Here is a 19,422-nt window from a genome sequence, read left to right on the forward strand (position 1 = left end):
CTCCTAAACGAAGGTAACGGCCTCTTCACGCGAGTATCCCCGCGCAAAAAACTATTTGCCTGTTTTCGTGTCCGCCCTGTCCGCCCTGTCCGCCCGACCCTTATTTATAAGGCTGAAACCGGGCGGATTTCGAAATCCGCCCGTCCGCCCTTGTCCGCCCTGTCCGCCCGAAAAGAGGAAGGGGGCGCTAACGCGCCCCCTTTCCACCCTCCGAATATGCATTCTGCCGTCTGTCCGGGGGCAATCCCAGCTTGTCGCGGTGCAAGCGAATGTTGCGCACCTCTCCGCCGCCCACCTCGGGCGGCAGCTTGTTGTGCGCATTGTTCTTGCCGCTCTTTTCGAGCGCTCCACAGGTTTCAAGGGCCTTCACTAGCCCCGCCCGCGTCCCGTTCAGACCCAGCCGCTTCACGTCCGTAATGCTGTGCCAATCAAGGATAAATTGCGTGTCCGTGTACCAGCCGACAACGTCACGGAAGCGGGGGTCTTCCCGATCTTCGGTGGCGATGACTTCCCGACCGATTGCGCGCATAAGCCAAGACCGGAAGCCTTCCAACAGGCTAGTTTCGCCTTCGGTCGCCTTGCCTTCGTCAGAGGCCTTGAACGTCTCCCAAGCGGTCACAACTGCGGCTTTGACCTTGGCGCTGTCGGAAAGGATTCCGGCCTCACATGCCAGCTCGCCCGCGATCTGGACCAAGCCAAACACCTTTGCCGCGCGCGCCTGTGCCGGGTTAACGTCGCCCGCTAACGCGGTCGCTGCCTCATCAATGCGTTTGCGCAAATCATGCCCCCTGACATGCCAATTTTCCCGGATGAGCCAACGGACGAATTCCGGCCCGGCATGTCCGAAGTTGCTTTTCGCGGATTCCATCCTCTTGATGACGTCCGCGCTAACGCGCGCCCCCGCCGTAACATCAAGATCAGGAAAGCGGGCACTTATCCCCGTCTTATAGTCTCCGCCCGCGCCCGTGATCAGGGCTCGCAAGCTCCGCTCATTCGTCATCACGGCAAAACTCTGGAATTCTGCGTCATCGGCAAGGCCAGCCCCGCGCCCCGCCTTCCGGGATTTTCCCGCGCCCGTGGAAAGGCCGAAGAGGATTGAGGCCAAGTCTTGCGGGCGTTGCATCGCGCCCAGCTCGTCAAGGGCGAGGAAGGATTCTGAGCCTATCGCGGCGAGGTCTTCCAGAGCGTTTGACGTGGCATTCATGGTGAAGAGTACGCCCTTTTTGTCGCGGGGCGTTGTCCATGCCGTTGTGCCCAAGATCAGTGCCAGGGTCTTACCCTTGGAGCTTTCGCCCGAGAAATTGAAACCGCACGCGTCCATACCGGCGAGGGACAGAAGCGGGCCGGCGAAGGCGGCGGACAGGCCGACAATCCAGAAGAAGTTGGGGGCCGCGTCTCCGATAGGGGCAAAGGCCGCGTCAGCGGCAGCCTGCCAACCTGCCAGCGTTCCCATGGGCTGCCGATCCTTGACGGTTGCGGCAGTGCTAAGCCGATACGGTATGGCCCCGGCAACGGCGATGTATTCGCCGGTAGGGCAGAGATACCCGGCAATGTTACCGCCCCGGTCGCGGACCCATCCCGGGCGCGGTACGGTCGCAATCTGGCGCTTTGGCGCGATCTGGCGAAAGAGGTTAAGGACCGCGTCCCGGCTCTTCTTACCTCCGACATACAGACGCATCCCAGCATCCGCCAAGACTTCAAGCACGCCCCCGCCGCCGTCGCGGATGAGGTCCGCCATGGATAGCGTGATTTCGACGGGGGCTCCGTTCTCATTTTCGAAATGAATGATCCGCCCCGCGCCTGCGTCCCCGGCGAGATTGGACGCGCGTCCAACCACGTCGAAAGCTTGGCACAACGGCACGTCGCCCTCTTCATCGGCTAGATAGATGGTGCCCGCCTTCATCTTGTAAGCGTTCGGCAGCCAATCCGCGACCGGCTCGAAAGGCGCAACTTTCGCGGCTTCGATCTCGGCTAGTTCTTGGTCACTGAGGGGCACCAAATAGGCATCGTCGCGGATGTCGGATTCATCGAACCATCCCGCCGCCAAGGCCTCGGCCAGCATGTCCAGCCGGTCCTTTTCGCGGCAAGAGTCGTGCTTACAGGCCCAACTGAATCCTGTGTCGCCGTCCCCGTTCCGGACGTGGCAGGCGGAGTCGTCGGCGTCCCCGGCGTTGCCGTGGGCGTGATCAAACGGGCATTCGACGACTAGGACGCCCATTCCGCGCCCCCGGTCATATGCGCTGCCTTCTAACAGCGTCTCGATTTCGAAGCGCCGGGCGTACTCTGTCGCCCACGCCTTCAAGCTCGCGCCTGACGGCGCTTCAACGCGTTTGCCTGCATCGCCCCCGGCGATCTCGAAAGCGTTCTTCCCGGATGCCTCCGGCAGTTCTTCGAAGGTCAGGCCACGCCCCCGGATCACGTCCAGCGCCCATTCGGAACCCTTTGGGTGTGAGGGCAGATAGAAGGCCCGCGATACGTCAAAACAGGACTCGTCGGCGCGTACGCCAATGAGCTGGGCAAGCCCCCTCATTCTGCGCTTGAAGACGTCGAGCGCCGCCTTGTGGCGTGGGGCAAGGGCCGTGATTGTCACAGTCTCTGCCAGCGGGAAGATCAGCCGCCACTTTTCCAAGGGCGCGTGACGCAAGACGATCTTGACTCCGTCTTCGGTATGCTCCGCCTGCGCCTCGATTTCCACGGTCGCGATATGTTCGGGCGTATATTTCCCGGAAGCGGTCATGAATTCGCGGATTTCCGCGTCGGTCGGGTCCGTGTCGCGGCCCTTCATAACGGCATCGCGGTCCAGATAAGACCGCTCTGTGCCATTGTTAAAGGACGTGTAACCAATACAGGCGAGTCCCAGCCCCGCCACGCGGCCCAACGCCTTTCCGTAGCTGTCGCCGCTGTCGATATCGAGCGTCAGGCACTCGACACTTTTCATGGCATTGGCGGCGCGCTTGGTCCCGGCAGAGGCCCCGAAGACCATCGGGAAGTAACCTTTCCGGGGGCGTTCAACATGCATTGTCAAATCGCCTTTAAGCCAATCCTCGAAACGGGCGGTCGCGTTCTTCCACGTCTTTTGCTCGGCGTCTTTGTTCCTGTTGACCGGCAATAGGAACGTCATCTGCCGATCTAGAAGGGTACGCCAGTCTGCGGATTCTTCGCCCGTCACGGTGGCGTCATTAATTGGCGTCTCGATAAGATCGGCGCTGTTAAACTTTTCAGAAGTATTCATCTCGTCCGTTTTTCCATTGTGCGGCGGGCACTTGCCCGCCTTGCCTCAACTCGGCCCCTCACAAATTTGGGCCAACTCTTCAGTTACATCTTTGATCGCTTGCCAAGGGGCCGGGTCCTGTATCGTCAACTCGCCAAGGCGGGCGTCTTCGGAATCCAGCGCCACAGGCACGGCGGTCATAGCGGTTACGTTCATGTCAGACTCCTTCACTTTGATCCTCGCCGGATCATATGAAGCGTAAGCTTCGGGAGTCAAGTAACTGTTTTCATTACAGAATAGTCCGCTTAAAGCGCACTTTCTGGGGTGGGATTTGCTTCAAGCGGAGTTTGTTTTCCGCTTGAAGCGGTATGCGCGTTACCGGCTGTAACAAAGCCCTCAGGCCAGCCGGGTGACGGAGTTAACCCCGCCGCCGTTCGAGTAAATCAGCGGATCGAATTGGAGCGCCGTTGCGCCCAGAAGCGCCAGCGCATTTGTGGCGTCTTGCATGTCGCCACCCTCGGCCTTCACCAGCTTGGCGGTATCGTGGAGACTGACTGCGAACGCTTCCATTCGCCCGCCCGCATCAAGGATTTCGGTCAAGATCATGTCCGCGTAACGGACCGCGTCCGCGTACTCTGTGGGCTCCCAGTAGATATAGCCATACAAGCTAGATTCAATCATCCGCTCGCGCCAGTCCTTCGGCGCTCCATTAATTCCAAGCGCTTCAAGCGATTTCGAGTAAAGTTTGCCTTTTTCGACGCGGGAAAGTAGGTCAGCATAAGTCATTGTCGTTAGTCCTGTATATCAATTGGTAAATGTTGGTGAGTGGAGTTAAAAAGATGGGCGGCGGGCCGGAGATTTTCCCGCCGCCCGGTCGCGCCTCGCCCCCTCCTAGAACGCGGCGCGACTATCTGTTTTAGCGCTTGATGAGATCGGGAAACTCTTCGTCGAGCGTCTCGCGAATGTAATTTTCCAGTCCGGCGAGATCGTGGAAAGGATCGTAATTCCGCGACCGATGTTTAGCGATGTGCTCGGCCCATAGTTCGGCCCTCCGCATTTGGCGGGCTTGGATGCGTTCCATACGGGTGGGCTGTGGTGGCGCTTTAGTCTTCGTCATCTATAATACCTTTCTTTATCTTCATGGCCTCGATCTCTTCGGCGAGTCGGCGCTTTTCCGCTTCAAATTCGGCGTCTGTCCAGTTATTTCTTATTTCCCACGCCTTTTTCCACTTTTCGGCCTCACCCTTCCGTTTTTGCGAATAAGGCGGGATTGGCCCGTCCGACAGGTCATAGGCGCCGTGTAGATTTTTCAACGTCGCCAGATTTCCCCCTAAGCTCATGCTGCGTCATCCTGTTGCGATGCGAGCCAACGCAAATGCGCGGTCTTCTTATCGTCATCGCGCATCGGGTGGGCCTCATATTCTTTACGGAGCTTGCCCCATTTCTGATACGGAATAATCGCAGTTACATCGCCCGCCCAAGGCCGGAATAGGTAACTGCCGTCAGTCTGTTTTTCAAATAGCTCGGCAAACGTTTTTCTGTTCTTGAATAGCTGAAATTCAAGCTCATCCTCGATTGTACCGCGCTCTTTCCGCCGTTTCTCGGCACTTTCAAAAAGTGCGACTAGCGAGTCGTATTGCGGGCCGCTGATTATCGTTCCAGTTGGCGTGTGGACTCGCGTCCCGTCTGCGTTTCTTTTGAAACGCAAGCGCGGGTGCGAAAGTGTATCGGTTGCTTCTGTCGCCAGATCGCCAAAAGCTACGGCCTTGACCGGCTCGGCCTCGGGCCGATTATTCAGCGCTGATTCAATTGCTGCCAGCGCCTTGGACGAAACGATTACATCGGGCTGCGGCTTGAACGAGAAATGACCAATTGCGGAGTCCGGAAGTTTGATCGGCGGGCCGTTTGGTGATTCAACCAATAGCGATTTAGCGTCCGGAAGGTGTTTAAAGAGGCCAAGCACGTTTCCAGATTTTACAATTTCGGGAAATTCTCGACGCAGAAAATTTGTGATATCTCCAACCGTTCTCATGGTGAAAAATGTCCTTACGTTTTTATGGGGCTGGTGGGGGCGGCGGAAGCGCGGGGCGCTTCCGCGTGTGGATTGATATGCCGATCACCGGGCGAGTCCTTCACGTCTCGCCGCTGCGATACGCATAGCGGGCGTGGGCTGACTGAGCACCCGCGCGAGGGCAGCACCTTCCTCTGAAGGTGTCAGCGGTCGTGACGTCTGCGCCTCGCCCCCGGCCTTCCCGTGGCGGCGGGCTTCGTTTAGTGCATTGACCGCGCCCATAAAGCCGGGGCGGTCGGTAGGTTCCTGTTCCGCCGCGAGCGCGGCCTCATACGCCGCTGTAACTTCGCGGTCCCGGAGGGCCTGCGCCACAGGAGCGAGGCCCTGAGCTTCCGTCTTCCACCGGTCGGAAAGAGCATCCTCGGTCAAAACAGCGAGTCTAACGGACGGGAGCGAAATGAGCTGGTCCCGGTCGGCTACGGTAACCCCGAATTCGGTCTCAATCCTCGCCGACACCTCGGCCACCGTAGCCTCCCAACGGGAGGCTAGTCTTGGATCGGATGAGACGAGTGCGCGGAATTGATCGTAAGAGTCAGACATTTATACTACCTCATTGTAAATATGTGTCGCGTTAGCGATTGAAAAAGCGGCGGCGAAATCTGCCCAATCCTCGGGCATTTCGCGGAAGTCATTGAGAATGGCGGCGCGATAGACGGTCGGATTACAAACGAGCTGCCATTGGAGCGCATCGAGGAACCCAGAGAACCCACCCGCCGGGAAGGCCCTTCCGAGTCCTTCGCCAAAGCGCGTGCGAATGTCCGCCATACGATCCTTGGCCCTTTCATCCATCCACCGATGGAGCGCTTTACCATTCCGGACGGCCTCGGCAGCCGGGCCAACATAATAAGGATCACCGTCATTGGACGCGGTCGCGATCAAATCTGGCACCGCCCGGCGAAGGCGCGGCGAGGACATGAGGGGCAAGACGAGAACGAGATTAAAGATTTTCTTCGGACCGTCCCGACGACACGGGATTCCGGCCATTTTCTGCGAAACGGACGGCGGCGTTAAACCTGTCGATTCAATGATATCTCGTGTGGAAACTTCTAACATATGGGCCTGTATTTTTGCTTGACTTTCTGAGAATAAGATGCACCAAAACGAATCAAAAGTCAACGAATCGCGAAAAACGGTGCACGAATTTAAAGGTATCGGGCGAATGGTTTTATGGAATCCGACCGAAGTTAAAGAAACCGCAGCCCGGTAAAGCATTCGCCGGAAAGTCATTCGCCGGAAAGTCATTCGCGCTAACGCGCGCAATCATTCGCCCTAACGCGCGCGATCATTTGCCCCATAAGCAAAAAGGCCCGCTAACGCGGGCAGTAGCTCAAGGCTGTGACACCCACCCGGCATTCAGGGGCACTGGTCACCAGAGCGCTTGAAAGCTGGTCGTCATGCGCTACTGTACGATGCGCAACCATCGGCTCACATTGGAAAACATGGAACTTCTCACAAACGTACCGCTAGCCCAGCTTATTGCGTACACATGCCTAACCCTCACCTCAGTGATCGTTGCCAGCGTTTCGCTGAACTTCTCATATCGGCAAAGCTTCGGGTGGAAGCCAATACTATTGGTATGGACGCACGGTCTCGCGAGCAGCGCAGTGAAGCGCCCATCTGGTGGTGACAGGGGAGTTGACGCTATTGTGCATTTCGAAGTTTGGAACCGTCACTCATACCCCATTACAATCGACGGCGCTGAGGTCAAGTTCAACCAAGTCAAGATAGATGATGCTGTGCATCGAATGGCAGGCACCTCCCGCTGGTCCGTTGATAGAAATGGCAAATGTAGCTACCACGAACGCATCGCAGTGAAGGGGGGAGACCGCTGCGAATTTGAGCTGCGTGTGTCGATGGCGGAGCAGAGCCTAGACGCAATTGACGACTGGATAGACGTCAAGATTCGCTACTTCGATCCTCGCCGGGAAAGGCACAAATCCATTGCAACAAAGTATCGCTATCATTTTAGGGTTGGATTGCAGTACTAAACCACTTCCATTCACTACCAATACGTAATAGCGTCCAGCGCCTTCCGCATCATTTCCAGCCCGTGCGGAGTATCGCCCAGCCCGGTCTTATAGTGACGCAGTTTCCCTTGGCCAGACACGTGGCCAATGATGCCCCTAATGATATCGTCCGACATGCCGTCTTGCCGCGTAAGGCGCTCCACCAGCGTATCTTTGGTGCTGTAGAGCACGTGCCTATCATTGGCGAAGCCCGCCCCCCGTATGAGCTTCGTAAATTGGTCTGACATGGTCGTCGCGATGGAAGCGGGCACGCCTTCGAAGCCCCCAGCGGCGAGGAAGTCGGGAAGATCGGCGATTGCCCGCGCAAGCGGTATCTTCCGCCCCCGGGTCTTCGTTTCGCGGATGGTAAGAACGCCTTTCTTCACGTCACCATCGCGGAGCTTGAAAATTTCGGCGGGGCGCATACCGGAGTACAGGGCCACACGGAACGCCATGATGAAGGCGGCGCGGCGCTCCGGCGTCAGCCGGGAATTGGAGTCCGGGGCCCATTCGTCGCTGACAAGGCCCCACACTGCCTTTAGTTCGTCATCGTCAAAGGCTTGCCAGCGGCGATCCTCAACCGTTGTCGAGACGGTCGGCATATTGAGGGCCGGGAAGATGAGACCTTCATACGCTTCCTTTTCCGCCGCCGCCCATCGCCACAACGTCTTGAAAGAGTCGAAGTGTTTGGCGACGGTTTGCGGGCTGACTCCATCAGTCACCAGCCGGTCGCGGTGGCGCTGTAGAATTGGCTTTGTGTAGTGGGTCAACTGGTGATTGCCCTCCGCCGCCGTCAGTCGCCGAATGAAGGCCTTGTAACTCCGCTGGGTGTTCGCCCGCTTGCCCTCTGAATAGCTGTCCATAAGCTCCGTGATCCGCAAGGAAGCGTCCCCCGCCGTCGCGGGGGTGACTTCGCTCAACCGGGCGTCCAGTGCGGTCTTAAACGCATCAAACATAACACCCGCCACCGGGTCCGCCGGGCGCGTCGGGTGCATGATATCGGCAAGGGCATTACCCACAGGATCGTCAGCGGGCAGGCGGTCCAGATACGACCGATCACCGAACGCAAACGCGGCGAACGTCGCCAATAGGTCGCGCTCGTCGGACAGGCCCCGGACTCGCTTCATCTTGTCTTCTGTCTGCCGCCACAGGTCGGCGGCAGCGGGTGCTTGGGCAGCGGCAGCTAGGGCGATGCCCCGGGCTTGTTCCGCGTCTTCAGGGGCCACCACAGCGCCCGGGGGGAGGGTGGCGGCTAGGACGGCGCCAAGCTGGACTCCCTTCGCCGTCTCTTCCGCCTGACGGCGGCGAGTCCAAGCTTCCTGCGCCTCACCTGTGGCAAGCTGGGCGATCATGTCGTCATGTTCGCGCGTCAAGGACCGGCACTTGTCCAGAGCCCCGAGATAATCGGACCCAAGCGAGAAATCCCAGACCGCTTTTCCGACGATTTCTTGAAGGGGCCGGGGGACCTTCCGTTGATACTTCCAGCGCCCGGATTTCGTCTTGTGGAAGTGCGGAATTGCCTTGGTCATGGTGGGCCTCATCGGGAAAAAGTATGGTAACTTACCCCCGAAAAGTATGGTAATTTGGCCCATTTGGAAAGAGGAAAAGTGTAAAACGCCTTGTTTATAAGGGAAAAAGATGAAAATGGATGGTTCAAATCCCTCATCACCCACCATCCCCCTAATCTCATGAATCCGCCCGACGCCGAAAGTGCGTGAGCTTTACGCCGCTTCAACGCCAAGGCGATCAGATAAGGTCTTTCCTTCCGCCCGAAAGGCCGCCCGCCGTGAGCATCTTGCGCAAATATCTCAAACCGACATCGCTGACCTGGCTCGCCTCGGCCCTGCCGCTTGCCGCCGGGCTCTTCGTCGCGTTCGAGCCGGTTCATCATCTCGTCGAATGGTCGAAGGCCGTCAGCCTGACCTTCGGCGGCACGTCACCGTACATCCTGATCAATGCCGGCCTTGTCGGGATCGGGTTGCGCGGTGCGGTGCGCCCGTGATCCCGCGAGTTGTCGTCGGTCGGGGGGCGGTCTACACAGGCGCCGGCAGTGCCGGGGGCGGCACCCTCTGCCTCAAGGGAAAAAGATGGCGCAGCATCCGGAACTCTACATCCTCCGCCACGGCGAGACCGAATGGAATGCCGAGGGCCGCATCCAGGGCCGGCTTGATTCGCGCCTGACCGCGCGCGGCCGCGATCAGGCGCGGCGCCAGGGAGAGATCCTTCGCGGGGCCGGAGTTTCGGAGGCGACACACGACTTCTGGGTCAGCCCGCAGGGCAGGGCGCAGGAAACCGCCGCGATCGCCCTGAGCGGGCTCTCGGCCGCGCCGCTCGTCGATTCGCGGCTGCGCGAGATCAGCCTCGGCCCCTTTGACGGACTGACGCGGGCCGAGATCGGCGCGCGATATCCCGACGCCTTCGCCGAGACCGATCCGTTCCTCTGGTACGATACCCCGCCAGGCGGGGAGGGGTTCGCCGCGCTCGCGGCGCGGCTTGGCGCGTTCCTTTCCGAAATCGAACGGCCGGCGGTCATCGTCGCGCACGGGATCGTGTCGCGCTTCCTGCGCGGGGCGGTGCTTGACCTCGACCTTGACGGGATCGCGGCCCTGCCGGGCGGGCAGGGCGTCGTTTTCCACCTGAAAGACGGGGTTCAGACCTGTCTCGTCTGATCGAGGCTTGCCCGAAACGCCGGCAGCGGCTAAACGCTCCGCCAGCGGGTCGTTAGCTCAGTTGGTAGAGCGCTTCGTTTACACCGAAGATGTCGGGAGTTCGAGCCTCTCACGACCCACCATATTCCCATTGGATTTTCCACAGATTTGCGAAGTGTTCCGCAGTTCATTCCCCAGCTGCGACCGGCAATCAAAAACCTTGCGCAAATCGTCCGGCTGCGCTTGACGGGGGGGGCGGCGATGCCTATTACACGCTCCACGCTCGGGCGGCGATCCGGGCGGGTGGACACGCGGTTGTAGCTCAGTCGGTTAGAGTACCGGCCTGTCACGCCGGGGGTCGCGGGTTCGAGCCCCGTCAACCGCGCCACCACCCCCGGATCGCCCGAGCGCGTCCCGCAAGGGACAGCCACAAAAAGGCACCATGCGCGGTTGTAGCTCAGTCGGTTAGAGTACCGGCCTGTCACGCCGGGGGTCGCGGGTTCGAGCCCCGTCAACCGCGCCACTTTTCCATCTGATCAGGTTGTTCGTCCCACGCCGCGACTTGCGGGAACCTGACGCGATCCTCAATTTTCTGTATGAATCCTCGCGCCGGAACACGGATCATCACGAACGCCCTAACGCCCCTGTGAAAATCCCGCGAGGCGCCTCATCTCTCCGGTCGAGGGCCGAGGCCCGCCGGACGCAGGACGCGCCGACGCGACGGGTTGGGACGGCCCCGGGAAGTGTCAGGCCGGAAGGTCCCGCCTGAAACGAGGAGTTCCATCATGTTCCGCACATTTCTTTCCGCTTCGGCGGCAGCCCTTCTGCTCTCGACGGCAGGTATCGCCTTCGCGTCCGACATGGATACGACCGGCACGATCAAGTCGCTCGATGCGGCCGCGCGCCATGTCGCGCTGACCAACGGGATGGAGTTCTCGGTGCCCGAAACCGTCCATTTCGAAGGGGTGCGCCCGGGCGATGTCGTCGTGATCAACTGGTCGCAGACGGGTCAGAAGCGGCAGGCGCTGTCGATCAGCCCGGCGGGCGGGATGGCGGCGACGGGCGTGGTCAAGGCCGAGAGCGTCGAAGGCAAGACCCTGACGCTGGAGAACGGCGTGACCTACAGCCTCGCCGATGGTGTGACGGCTGGCGGATTGAAACCGGGGGACCGCGTCATGGTGACCTGGGACAAGGTCGGGACCACGTTCCAGGCGCTTTCGGTCAGCCCCCTGACCCATGAGGACGTGACCGCCGCAGTGAAATCGGTGAGCGTCGAGGGCAAGACGATCACGCTGGCGGACGGCACCAGCTATACGGTGGCCGACGGGGTGCCGCTGGGCGGATACAAGCCGGGCGACCTTGTGACGGTCATCTGGGACCAGAACGGCGGTGGCGGCCGTCAGGCGCTGGACATCATGCCGACGGACGACATGGGCGGCAAGGGCTGATCCCGTCGCCATCTTGCGGGAGAGCGGGGGCCTTCGGGCCCCCGTTTTCGTGCGCCCGCGCGGTTTCGCCTCAGTGCCCCGCCGGTCAGGCTCGGCTAGTCATCGACGAGAATATGCGGAGCAGCGAATGGACTTTCTCGACAGGATCCCGATGAGCCTTGTGGTGCTGGTGGCCCTGACGCTTGGCCTCGCGCCGTTCGTTCCTGAACCGCATATCTGGGAGAAACTGAAGATGCTGGCGGCGGGCACGCTGAGCCGGCCGATCGACATCTTCGACCTTCTGCTCCACGCCGCGCCATGGGCAGTGCTGATCGCGAAGCTGATCCGCATGGCGCTGACACGCGGGTAGGGCGGGCTGTCGCGAGGCAAAGGCCGCGCGCCCGGACATCGAGCATTGCAAGGGCCGTCGCTCCTCTAGCGCAGTGGCACGCCACATATCGCCTCGGCTTTCGGGGCGCAGGGGGCGTTGGGGGACGTGCGCCAGCATTGCGTTTCGACCTTTTCAGTCCACCATGCGTAGATTGGGCGTGGTGGCCCGTCGGTTGCATCGGATCTGACTGGCAAAGCATCGTATGCCTCGGCCGTGAGAAGCGCGCGCAGCGATAGCTTTTCGAAACCGACAAAGGTCGGACGGGTGACCTTCCCCTTCGTCGTCCGGGGATCGTTGGTGAGAAAACAACTGAACGAGTGATCGTTCGGCACGATGTGCGACCAGTAGTAGTGACTCCCGGTCACATGCGGGAGTTGCCAATGATCGCCTTCACGAAATGCGTCCCTGCATACATCGCGGAGCGGCGTGCTGTGCATCGCGTCTGGGCCGAAGGGAAGGTCGAGATAGTCGGGGCCGTCGGACTTGACGACAATGGGACTGTACGGGGGGCCTTTCAGACCCCCTGGGATGGCGATCCGCTTCTGATAGCAGCCGATCGTCGCGACCGCGGTTTCTCCTCCAGGCGCCTCGTCTGACGAAACCTGCACCGTGACGCGCAGCGCGGACCCGGTCGCCCAGTTTTCCCGGTTCCAGGCATCGGCTTCCGCCTGCAATCGGGCATACTTCCGAGGGTAGAGAATTTCGGTTTCAAAATAGAACCACCCGATCCCGCAAACGAAAAGCGCGACCGGTATTCCGATCAGCAACAAGACTATCTTCAAGACACTCAAAAAGACCTGCTCCAGACATGCCGTACTTTCTGCAATGTCGAAGGTTAGAATGCGTGGGCCTGAAACTCAACGCTCGATGCCAAGGACGACAACAGGTCCAGCCCGGCGCCCCAATTCACGGCCAGCTTCAACGCGCTCCGCGCGGGGGTATTTGGGCAACGAAGAAATCCGGGCGTCAGAGCGGGATGCGGTAGCGGACGTGGCCGTCGGTTTCGGTATAGCTGTCGTAGAGCGCGCGGGCGCGGGCGTTGCCGTGGTCGGTGTGCCAGTAGAGGCGGTGCCAGCCCTTTTCGCGGGCCAGCGCGATCAGGTCGTCGATGAGGGCGCGGCCGGTGCCGTGGCCGCGCGCGGAGGCGTCGACGTAGAGGTCTTCGAGGTAGCAATCGTCGCCCGCGACCCAGCTGGAGGGGTGGTTCTGCTGGATGGCGAAGCCCGCGAGCCTGTCGCCGTTGAAGGCCAGCCGGGCCTTGAGGGGGGAGGTCGGGTCCATCAGCCGCGCCCAGGTGGCCGCCGTGATCCCGGGCGCGAGATCGACTTCGTAGAAATCGAGATAGGCATCCCAGAGGGTCCGCCAGGGCGCCTCGTCAGCGGGCGTCGCGTCGCGGATGGTGAGCTTGCTCATGGCAGGAAGTCCAGAAGCGCCTCGGCTGTGGCCTCGGGCGCGGTGTCGATGAAGAAATGGCCGCCGGGGATGGCCGCCGCGCGCATGTCGGAGAGGCGGTCGGCCCATGTCGCGGGCACATCGTAAGCCTTGGCCATCGCGCCGGACGCGCCGTAGAGGACGAGGGCAGGGCAGGCGACGCGCCGGGACAGGTCCGCGTCGTCAAGGTCGTAGTCGTAGCGGATCGCCGCGCGATAGTCGTCGCACATCGCGCCCGTCGTCGCCGGATCGCGCCAGGCGGCGCGGTAGGCGGCGAGTTGGCCGGGGTCGAAATCCGCAAGCGTCGCACCGCCCCAGCCGAGAAGGCAGCTTTCGTAGAACCGGTCCGGGTCGGCGAGGATCATCCCTTCGGGAAAGGGCGCGGGCTGGGCGAGGAAGAACCAGTGGTAGTAGGCGGCGGCGACCTTCCGGTTAAGATGGCTGAGAAGGTAATGCGTTGGCACGATGTCCATCAGCGTGAGGCTGAGAAGCCGCGCCGCGTCGTCGAGCGCCATGCGGTGCGCGGTGCGTCCGCCCCGGTCGTGGCCGACGAGGTGAAAGCGTTCGTGCCCGAGTGCGGACATGAGCGCAACCTGATCGGCGCTCATTTCCCGGAACGTGTAATGCTCCGCGCCCTTCGGTTTGGACGATCCGCCATAACCGCGCAGGTCGGCGGCGATCACCGTGAACCGCTCGGCGAGACGCGGCGCGACCCTTGCCCAGAGCGCGCGGGTCTGGGGAAAGCCGTGGAGGAGCAGGAGCGCGGGGCCGGAGCCCCCCGCCGAATAGGCGATCTCCTGCCCGTTGACCGCGGCGCGTCCGTTCTCGAACCCCGCGATCATGTCAGGGCGGCGAGGATGCGGGCCCAGCTGCGGATGCCCTTGTGGAAGCTCTCCATGTCGTACTTCTCGTTCGGGCTGTGGATCTGGTCGTCGTCCTTGCCGAAGCCGATCAGCATCGCGTCCATGCCGAGGATCGACTGGAAGAACCCCGCGATCGGGATCGAGCCGCCGCACCCGACGTAGGAGGCCGGCCGTCCCCATTCCGCCCCCAGCGCCCCCCGCGCGGCTTCGAAGGCGGGGTCGGAAATGTCCATGACGCCGGCCGGGCTTGCGCCGTGATCGTGGAACGCGACTTCGCAGTCGAAGGGCACCATCGTGCGGATATGATTGCGGAACGCATCGCGCAGGACATGCGGATCCTGCCCGGGCACCAGCCGGAACGAGATCTTCGCGTGAGCCTGCGAAGGCAGGACGGTCTTGAACCCCGCGCCGGTATAACCGCCCCAGATGCCGTTGACCTCGCAGGTTGGGCGCGACCAGAGCATCTCGAGCGGTGTCCGGTCGTGTTCGCCGGCCGGCACCGAGAGGCCGACATCGCCGAGGAACTTCTGGTAGTCGAAGGCGAGCGCCTGCCACTGGGCGCGCACAGCGTCGGGCAATTCCTCGACCCCGTCATAGAAGCCGGGCACGGTGATCCTCCCGTTTTCGTCATGCAGCGAGGCGATGATCTTCGTCAGCACCCGGACCGGGTTCATCGCCGCCCCGCCATACATGCCCGAATGCAGATCCTTGTCCGGGCCGGTGATGGTGATCTCCTCGCCGAGAAGGCCGCGCAGCATCGTGGTGATGGCGGGCTGGGTCGATTCGAAGAGCCCGGTATCGCAGATGAGCGCGAGATCGGCTTTCAGTTCCCCGGCATGTTCCGTCATGAACGGGACGAGCGAGGGCGAGCCCGATTCCTCCTCGCCTTCGAGGAAGATCGTGAGCCGGCCGGGCAGGCTGCCGTGAACGTGCTTCCAGGCCCGGCACGCCTCGATGAAGGTCATCAGCTGGCCCTTGTCGTCCGAGGCGCCGCGCGCGCGGATCACCTTGCCCTTGGGGGTGTCCTGGATTTCGGGATCGAACGGGTCGCGGTCCCAGAGGTCGAGCGGGTCGACCGGCTGCACGTCGTAATGGCCGTAGAAGAGAAGGTGCCGGCCCTCGCCGCCGGACTGGCCGACAACCATCGGATGCCCCGGCGTCGGACGCGCCGCGGCATCGAAGCCGAGGCCGCGAAGGTCGCTGGCCAGCCACTCGGCGGCCGTTGCGCAATCGGCCTTGTAGGCCGGGTCGGTTGAGATCGACGGAATGCGCAGAAGCTCGAACAGCCGGTCGGTGGCTTCGGGAAGGGTTTCGTCGATCCGGGTGAGGACGGCGTCGAGGCTCATGGGGGACTCCTGTCTGGTTCGGTTCGGACCGTATCAGCGGATTCGTCTTTGTCCAGTTGGGCGGGCGGGGACCGTCCGGCCGAACCCCATGCCCGCGCCCCAGCGCGGCAAATTGTACCCTCGCCTTGCCGGAGTTTGACCTTTATCAAGGACCGCAGCGGACAGGCCCCCTAGGGCTATGACAGGCAGAACATGAGCCGGGGAGATGGACATGGATTATAACGCAGAGCTCGACCGGGCCATCCAGCGTCTTCACGACGAAGGTCGTTATCGTACATTCATCGACATCGAACGCCGCAAGGGCCAGTTCCCGAAAGCGACCTGGACCAAGGCCGACGGGACGGAAAAGGAAATCACCGTCTGGTGCGGCAATGACTATCTCGGCATGGGCCAGCATCCTTCGGTGCTCTCGGCGATGCACGAGGCGCTGGACGCCACCGGCGCCGGGTCGGGCGGGACGCGCAACATCTCGGGCACGACGGTCTATCACAAGCGGCTCGAGGCCGAGCTGGCCGACCTTCACCAGAAAGAAGCGGCGCTGGTCTTCACCTCGGCCTATATCGCCAACGACGCGACGCTCTCGACCCTGCCGAAGCTCTTTCCGGGGCTGATCATCTATTCCGACAACCTCAACCACGCCTCGATGATCGAAGGCATCCGCCGCAACGGTGGCGCCAAGCGTATCTTCCGGCACAATGACATCGCCCATCTGCGCGAGATGCTGGAGGCCGACGATCCCGCCGCGCCGAAGCTCATCGCCTTCGAATCGATCTATTCGATGGACGGCGATATCAGTCCGATGGAAGCGATCTGCGACATCGCCCAGGAATTCAACGCGCTGACCTATCTCGACGAGGTGCACGCGGTCGGCATGTACGGGCCGCGCGGGGCCGGAATCGCCGAAAAGCTGGGGCTGATGGGACGCATCGACATCATCAACGCGACGCTCGCCAAGGCCTACGGCGTGATGGGCGGCTATATCGCCGCCTCCGCCAAGATGTGCGATGCGATCCGCTCCTACGCGCCGGGCTTCATCTTCACCACCTCGCTGCCGCCGGCGGTCGCGGCGGGGGCGGCGGCTTCGGTCAAGCACCTCAAGACCGGTCAGGATCTGCGCGACAAGCAGCAGGAGCATGCCCGCGTTCTGAAGGCGCGGCTCAAGGCGCTCGGCCTGCCGATCATCGACCACGGCACCCATATCGTGCCGGTCCATGTCGGCGATCCGGTGCATTGCAAGAAAATCTCCGACATGCTCCTCGAGCACTATGGGATTTACGTGCAGCCGATCAACTTCCCGACCGTCCCGCGCGGGACGGAGCGGCTGCGCTTCACGCCGTCCCCGGTGCATTCGATGGCCGATATCGATCATCTCGTACGCGCCATGGACAAGCTCTGGGCACATTGCGCGCTGAATCGCGCCGAACTCAGTGCCTGAGGGCTTCGGCGGTCGCAATCTCGCTTGCCCTGTGGTATTAAATCCTGAATAGGACGGCACTGGCGCGACGAATCGTCGGCGGCTTGGGGATAACGAACGGGGCAGTGGGCATGATCGGGCGGAGGGTTCCTCCTTCGACGCACGAAGTGGACAAACCCATGGGGTTTGATGACTTCGAATTGCGGCTCGGCGATGTCATGCGCGGCGAACGCGCGACGATGGCCAAATCCCTTCTCGACGTGCAGCGCGAGCTGAAGATCAAGGCGAGCTACATCGCCGCGATCGAGAATTGCGACGTCTCCGCCTTTGAAACACCCGGCTTCGTCGCAGGCTACGTGCGGTCCTATGCGCGCTATCTTGGCATGGATGCCGAATGGGCTTTTCAGCGCTTCTGCAAAGAGGCGAATTTCACCGTCGCCCACGGGATGTCGGCCGCCGCGTCCGGACCGAAACCGGGGCGCCGCAAGGTCGAATACAGCGATCCCCTGGCCAACCCGAACGCGAGCTTCGTGCCGCGCGGCGAGGCGTTCTGGTCGGGCGTCCAGCCCGGTGCCATCGGCTCCATCCTCGTCCTCGCGATGCTGATCGGCGGGATCGGATACGGCGGCTGGTCGGTGCTTCAGGAAGTGCAGAAGGTCCAGCTTGCCCCCGTCGACCAGGCGCCGGGCGTGGTGGCCGAGCTTGACCCCCTTGCGGGGGCAGGGGCGACGGCGACCGAACAGATGCAGTCCGGAGAGGTCGCGCTCGCGGCGCTTCCGGGGCAGGACGCCCTTCCTCCGGCACCCGAGGCCTTCGACCGGCTCTACCGTCCCGCCGCGCTCGACGTGCCGGTGCTGGTTGCCCGCGATGGCCCGATTGCCGCGATCGATCCGCGCACCGTCGGGACGATCGCCGTGGCCGCTACGCCGGAAGACACGGCACCTGTGGCCGAGACACCGGCCCTTGGCGAAACCCCCGTTCAGGTCGTCGCCGCCGATGCGCCGGAAGTGGAGCTTCTGGCCGTCCGCCCGGCCTGGGTCCGCGTGCAGGCCGCCGATGGCACGATCATCTTCGAGAAGATCCTCGACGCCGGCGAACGCTATGCGCTGCCGAAGACCGAGGACGCGCCGGTGCTGCGGGTCGGGGAATCGGGCGCGCTATATTTCGCGGTGAACGGCGAGACCTACGGGCCCGCGGGCAATCAGGGATCGGTCACGAAGAACCTCGTGCTTTCGCCCGAGGCGCTGACGGCGAAATACGCGCTCGCCGACATGAGCCGCGATGCCGATCTGGTGCGCTACACGACGACGGTCGCCGATGCCGGCGCGGTCGTGCCGGTCGCGCCCAGCGAATAACGCCGCACATTGCCGATCCGTCCGGCTGGGTCTATCTAGGGCCCAACCCCGTGCGAGCCGAGGCTGACATGACCCACAATCCGATCCGTCCCTGGCGCAATATCGACCGGCGCAAGTCGCGCCGGATCATGGTCGGCAACGTGCCGGTCGGCGGCGATGCCCCGATCTCCGTCCAGACGATGACGAACACGATCACCTCGGACGTGGCGGCGACCGTCGCGCAGGTGCAGCGCGCCGCCGATGCCGGCGCCGATATCGTCCGCGTCTCGACGCCAGACGAAGCCTCGACGCGGGCACTGCGCGAGATCGTGCGCGAAAGCCCGGTGCCGATCGTCGCCGACATCCATTTCCACTACAAGCGCGCCATCGAGGCGGCCGAGGCGGGCGCGGCCTGCCTCAGGATCAACCCCGGCAATATCGGCGACGCCAAGCGGGTGCGCGAGGTCGTGCAGGCGGCCAAGGATCACGGCTGTTCGATCCGCATCGGCGTGAATGCCGGCAGCCTTGAGAAGCACCTTCTGGAGAAATACGGAGAGCCCTGTCCCGATGCGATGGTCGAAAGCGGGCTCGATCATATCCGGCTGTTGCAGGACAACGATTTCCACGAGTTCAAGATCTCGGTGAAGGCCTCCGACGTCTTCCTTGCCGCCGCCGCCTATCAGCAGCTGGCCGACGCGACCGACGCGCCGATCCATCTCGGGATCACCGAGGCGGGGGGGCTGATGTCCGGCACCGTGAAGTCGGCGATCGGGCTCGGGAACCTCCTCTGGTCCGGGATTGGCGACACGATCCGCGTGTCGCTCTCGGCCGATCCGGTCGAGGAGGTGAAGGTCGGGTTCGAGATCCTGAAATCCCTGGGCCTCAGGACAAGGGGGGTGCAAATCATTTCCTGCCCCTCCTGCGCGCGGCAGGGCTTCGACGTGATCAAGACGGTGGAGCGGCTGGAAAAGCGGCTTGAGCATATCAAGACGCCGATGTCGCTTTCGATCATCGGCTGCGTGGTCAACGGTCCCGGCGAGGCGCTGATGACCGATATCGGCTTCACCGGTGGCGGGGCCGGGTCGGGTATGGTCTATCTGGCCGGCAAGCAGAGCCACAAGATGTCCAACGACCAGATGATCGACCATATCGTCCAACTGGTCGAAGTTCGCGCCGCCGAAATCGAGGCGGCGAAAGCGGCGGCGGAGTAGCGGGGGCGCCGCCCCCGCACCCCCGAGGTATTTCCGGCAAGATGAAATGGGGGGCGTTGACGGCCCGGC

At 62.3% G+C, this 19,422-nt stretch carries 19 protein-coding genes and 3 tRNA genes; 10 read left to right on the top strand and 12 right to left on the bottom strand.

What is annotated here, in order from left to right; genetic code table 11:
* Positions 1-187 precede the first annotated feature (187 nt).
* The 8 genes from V5734_RS09225 to V5734_RS09260 form a co-directional block, all read right to left on the bottom strand.
* A complete protein-coding gene (locus V5734_RS09225) occupies positions 188-3,232 on the bottom strand; it encodes a DUF927 domain-containing protein (RefSeq protein WP_347313206.1) in 3,045 nt (1,014 codons plus the stop codon).
* A gap of 45 nt (positions 3,233-3,277) precedes the next feature.
* Entirely contained in the window at positions 3,278-3,427 is a 150-nt protein-coding gene (locus V5734_RS09230) for a hypothetical protein (RefSeq protein WP_347313207.1), read from the bottom strand.
* 180 nt (positions 3,428-3,607) lie between these two features.
* Complete coding sequence (locus V5734_RS09235) at positions 3,608-3,997, bottom strand: hypothetical protein (RefSeq protein WP_347313208.1); 390 nt, start codon at positions 3,995-3,997, stop codon at positions 3,608-3,610.
* Positions 3,998-4,127: 130 nt separating this feature from the next.
* The gene (locus tag V5734_RS09240) at positions 4,128-4,328 is read right to left on the bottom strand and encodes a hypothetical protein (protein WP_347313209.1); all 201 of its coding nucleotides are present in this window, start codon (positions 4,326-4,328) and stop codon (positions 4,128-4,130) included.
* Complete coding sequence (locus V5734_RS09245; RefSeq protein WP_347313210.1) at positions 4,315-4,551, bottom strand: hypothetical protein; 237 nt, start codon at positions 4,549-4,551, stop codon at positions 4,315-4,317. The genes V5734_RS09240 and V5734_RS09245 overlap by 14 nt, the downstream gene beginning before the upstream one ends.
* A complete protein-coding gene (locus V5734_RS09250) occupies positions 4,548-5,243 on the bottom strand; it encodes a hypothetical protein (protein WP_347313211.1) in 696 nt (231 codons plus the stop codon). Before V5734_RS09250 ends, V5734_RS09245 begins: the two co-directional genes overlap by 4 nt.
* Positions 5,244-5,822: 579 nt before the next feature.
* Complete coding sequence (locus tag V5734_RS09255; RefSeq protein WP_347313212.1) at positions 5,823-6,494, bottom strand: hypothetical protein; 672 nt, start codon at positions 6,492-6,494, stop codon at positions 5,823-5,825.
* 790 nt (positions 6,495-7,284) lie between these two features.
* Positions 7,285-8,817 (bottom strand): DUF6538 domain-containing protein, encoded by a 1,533-nt coding sequence (locus tag V5734_RS09260; RefSeq protein WP_347313213.1) that lies wholly within the window; start codon positions 8,815-8,817, stop codon positions 7,285-7,287.
* Between the two features lie 257 nt (positions 8,818-9,074).
* Between V5734_RS09260 and V5734_RS09265 the strand changes: the two genes are divergently transcribed.
* From V5734_RS09265 to V5734_RS09295, 7 genes are all read left to right on the top strand, one after another.
* Positions 9,075-9,290 carry a hypothetical protein gene (locus V5734_RS09265; protein WP_347313214.1) on the top strand — a complete coding sequence of 72 codons (216 nt, stop codon included), beginning with the start codon at positions 9,075-9,077 and terminating at the stop codon, positions 9,288-9,290.
* Positions 9,291-9,375: 85 nt separating this feature from the next.
* Positions 9,376-9,957: a histidine phosphatase family protein gene (locus V5734_RS09270; RefSeq protein WP_347313215.1), complete on the top strand. Its 582-nt coding sequence runs from the start codon at positions 9,376-9,378 to the stop codon at positions 9,955-9,957.
* A 46-nt stretch (positions 9,958-10,003) separates the two neighbouring features.
* Positions 10,004-10,079: transfer RNA gene (locus V5734_RS09275), tRNA-Val, on the top strand.
* Positions 10,080-10,247: 168 nt separating this feature from the next.
* Positions 10,248-10,324: transfer RNA gene (locus V5734_RS09280), tRNA-Asp, on the top strand.
* A 58-nt stretch (positions 10,325-10,382) separates the two neighbouring features.
* A tRNA-Asp gene (locus V5734_RS09285) sits at positions 10,383-10,459 on the top strand.
* A 262-nt stretch (positions 10,460-10,721) separates the two neighbouring features.
* Positions 10,722-11,384, top strand: coding sequence for a DUF1344 domain-containing protein (locus V5734_RS09290; RefSeq protein ID WP_347313216.1), 663 nt, complete (start codon positions 10,722-10,724; stop codon positions 11,382-11,384).
* A 127-nt stretch (positions 11,385-11,511) separates the two neighbouring features.
* A complete protein-coding gene (locus V5734_RS09295) occupies positions 11,512-11,733 on the top strand; it encodes an RND transporter (RefSeq protein ID WP_347313217.1) in 222 nt (73 codons plus the stop codon).
* 65 nt (positions 11,734-11,798) lie between these two features.
* Here the strand turns inward: V5734_RS09295 and V5734_RS09300 are convergent, their stop codons facing one another.
* The 4 genes from V5734_RS09300 to V5734_RS09315 form a co-directional block, all read right to left on the bottom strand.
* Positions 11,799-12,524: a hypothetical protein gene (locus V5734_RS09300; RefSeq protein ID WP_347313218.1), complete on the bottom strand. Its 726-nt coding sequence runs from the start codon at positions 12,522-12,524 to the stop codon at positions 11,799-11,801.
* A gap of 196 nt (positions 12,525-12,720) precedes the next feature.
* Positions 12,721-13,167 (bottom strand): GNAT family N-acetyltransferase, encoded by a 447-nt coding sequence (locus tag V5734_RS09305; RefSeq protein ID WP_347313219.1) that lies wholly within the window; start codon positions 13,165-13,167, stop codon positions 12,721-12,723.
* Positions 13,164-14,027 (bottom strand): alpha/beta fold hydrolase, encoded by an 864-nt coding sequence (locus tag V5734_RS09310; protein WP_347313220.1) that lies wholly within the window; start codon positions 14,025-14,027, stop codon positions 13,164-13,166. The genes V5734_RS09305 and V5734_RS09310 overlap by 4 nt, the downstream gene beginning before the upstream one ends.
* Positions 14,024-15,394: a M20/M25/M40 family metallo-hydrolase gene (locus V5734_RS09315; protein WP_347313221.1), complete on the bottom strand. Its 1,371-nt coding sequence runs from the start codon at positions 15,392-15,394 to the stop codon at positions 14,024-14,026. The genes V5734_RS09310 and V5734_RS09315 overlap by 4 nt, the downstream gene beginning before the upstream one ends.
* 211 nt (positions 15,395-15,605) lie before the next feature.
* Between V5734_RS09315 and hemA the strand changes: the two genes are divergently transcribed.
* The 3 genes from hemA to ispG all read left to right on the top strand — a co-directional run bounded on the left by hemA (position 15,606) and on the right by ispG (position 19,353).
* Positions 15,606-16,829 (top strand): 5-aminolevulinate synthase, encoded by a 1,224-nt coding sequence (gene hemA / locus V5734_RS09320; RefSeq protein WP_347313222.1) that lies wholly within the window; start codon positions 15,606-15,608, stop codon positions 16,827-16,829.
* Between the two features lie 110 nt (positions 16,830-16,939).
* Entirely contained in the window at positions 16,940-18,163 is a 1,224-nt protein-coding gene (locus tag V5734_RS09325) for a RodZ domain-containing protein (protein ID WP_347313223.1), read from the top strand.
* A gap of 68 nt (positions 18,164-18,231) precedes the next feature.
* Positions 18,232-19,353 carry a flavodoxin-dependent (E)-4-hydroxy-3-methylbut-2-enyl-diphosphate synthase gene (gene ispG / locus V5734_RS09330; protein WP_347313224.1) on the top strand — a complete coding sequence of 374 codons (1,122 nt, stop codon included), beginning with the start codon at positions 18,232-18,234 and terminating at the stop codon, positions 19,351-19,353.
* The last annotated feature ends 69 nt before the right edge of the window (positions 19,354-19,422 follow it).

The sequence above is a fragment of the Defluviimonas sp. SAOS-178_SWC genome (genome assembly GCF_039830135.1).
In the GTDB taxonomy this organism is placed as follows: Bacteria; Pseudomonadota; Alphaproteobacteria; order Rhodobacterales; family Rhodobacteraceae; genus Albidovulum.